The sequence below is a fragment of the Algoriphagus sp. genome (assembly GCF_030694375.1).
GTDB lineage: Bacteria > Bacteroidota > Bacteroidia > Cytophagales > Cyclobacteriaceae > Algoriphagus.
Genome location: NZ_JAUXYL010000039.1, coordinates 1 through 2,363, shown reverse-complemented (window position 1 = coordinate 2,363; position 2,363 = coordinate 1). Strand labels below are relative to the sequence as shown.

General features: G+C 45.6%; 2 protein-coding genes. One reads left to right on the top strand and one right to left on the bottom strand.

Annotated elements, in window-relative coordinates; genetic code table 11:
* Nucleotides 1-460 (top strand): hypothetical protein (locus Q8M62_RS14465; protein WP_305668187.1); only part of this gene is annotated, 460 nt, incomplete at its 5' end.
* A gap of 122 nt (nt 461-582) precedes the next feature.
* Here the strand turns inward: Q8M62_RS14465 and ltrA are convergent.
* On the bottom strand, nt 583-1,863 hold the full coding sequence (gene ltrA / locus Q8M62_RS14460; protein WP_305668186.1) for a group II intron reverse transcriptase/maturase: 1,281 nt from the start codon (nt 1,861-1,863) through the stop codon (nt 583-585).
* Nucleotides 1,864-2,363: the final 500 nt, after the last annotated feature.

The following is a 2,363-nucleotide window of genomic DNA, read 5'->3' as shown; positions in this document are numbered from 1 at the left end:
CCTAAGCGCACTGACAACGGAGAAGGTTGATACTACAAAAATTTTAATTGGACAATGGGTTTTTGTTAAAACCTTGGACGCAAATAATAATGAAGTAAAATACGTAACACAAGACTATAAAGGACCAGACGGCAGTGACATTCAAATTGTAGCAAATGGACCCGACATTACTATCAATGCTGACCATACATACGTCAAAAAATTTACTGATGTGAACTCAGACAAGGGAAATTGGAGACTGATTTCCAATAATGAAGTAGAATACGAAATGGTAATCGAAAAGGACTCAAGACAAGGTAATATGATAAAGCAAACGCAAGAACTTTTAGGTAAGAAATGGCGAACAGACTCTAACGGAAATTATTTGGACGCTTCTACTGACAAAATCGTATTGCTGACAGAAAACGAGATGAGAGTTGAATACCACAAAAAGTATGTGCTTGTTTATAGAAAAAAATAAAACGAGAGTGGACACGACAAAAGAACAACGAAGGCATAATCGAGTAGACGGCCTCGCCAACCGTTAAGTTAGCGAGGTGCGCCTCTCACACCACCGTACGTACGGGTCTCGTATACGGCGGTTCATTGGATTGTAGGTTGCGATTTGAGGTAGTAGGAAAGCATCGATTCATAACCTTTTCTTCTTAGGCGGGACAAAGTAATGGTAGTGATCAGAATCGGACTTTGAGCCACAGCCCATCCACCTTTTCTTGTTCTACTCCATGCATAGGCATGATCTTGATCCACTCCCAATCTGATCAGGTTTTTGCGTTTCCGCTCAGGCTTTTTCCAATCATGCCAAATGCAGTAACGAAGGCGGTTTCTCAGCCACTCATCGAGTGATTTCAGTTTAGCTGTGATGCTGGCAAGGCGGTAGTTATTTACCCATCCTCGCCAGATTTCTGCTAGCTTTTTCAATCGTTCTTCGAAGCTGTACGGTTTGGTCTTCTTGGTGAGCTGCTTGAGCTTGCGCTTCAAGGAGTCCCAGCTGTTTTTCTTCACTACCAACTGATATTTTCCTTTGACTCCCTTTTGATACGTCGGAACAAATGCATGTCCCAGCAGCTCAAAATCGGATGGTCTTCGGATACCACTCTTTTCCCTGTTGATAGGCAGTCTGAGTTTGTCTCTTAGGAAGAGGTAAATCTCGTTGCCGACTTTTCTGGCTTCCTTCTTTGACTTGGTGTAGATGCTGAAATCGTCCGCATAACGGACGTATTTCAGGTTTCTCCGTTCCAGTTCCTTGTCCAGCAAATCCAGAAGGATGTTGGACAGAAGCGGACTGAGTGGCGAACCTTGCGGTACGCCTTTTCTACGTTTGTGCAGTTTTCCGTTAATCTGGATCGGTGCACGTAGCCATTTTCGGATAAGCCTCAGGGTGGTCGGGCATTTCACCCGTTGGTAGATCAATTGAAGTAAAACCGAATGGTCCACTTCGTCAAAGAATCCTTTCAGGTCGATGTCCACAATGTCCTGATAGCCACCATTGATGTTTTTCAGGGCTTGTGTTACAGCCTTATGGATGTTCTTTTCGGGACGGAAGCCGTAGCTGTGATCTTCGAACGTGAGTTCGTACTTGGTCATCAGTACTTGGCTTACCGCCTGTTGGAGCCATCTGTCTACCACTGTGGGAACTCCCAGTAATCTGGACTTTCCGTTACTCTTGGGAATTTCCACTCCCTTGATAGGTTTGGGTACATAACTATGGTTAAGGATGGAAGTCAGAAGGCTTTTCCTGTTGCTTTCCAGAAAGGAAAACAGTTCGGTGACCTTCATATCGTCCACACCTGCCGAGCCTTTGTTCTGCACCACCTTTCGGTAGGCTTTGAAGAGGTTCTTACGGTTAAGTACTTGTTCTATCATTATTAAAACTGGTAACCTTGTCCGCTTAAGAAAAGGCTATTCCGCAGGGCGGAACTCCTCATCGAATTTGGACATAATCCAATGTTCGGTCCTTCGCCAGTTTCATGAGGCCTCCATAGTTCTTATGGCTCGTTTCTGCTAGCTACTATGACCTCTGCTGACTTCTCTTGGATGTTCTCGACATCCAGAGATCTCCCCAGGTAAGAGCATATTCCTTCCCCCAATCTCCACTGGATCTACCAGACAGGCACTTGATGGTTTCCCACCCTTGGGACGTCAGTATGCTGTGATACCTCATCCGGCCTGTCAGGCCTCTGTATCCAGTTCCTGTTCGTTGGAACCGGGGTTTGCAGGCTCGCTTCCTTCAGTGCATGCCTTACGACAAACCACCTTGCGACTTGCTAATGCTTCAGGGCGTTACCCCCGCACATAAGGGACTTTCACCCTCTGGAATATTTTGATATCTTCGATACCAGATGCCCATGCTGGGCACACACAGC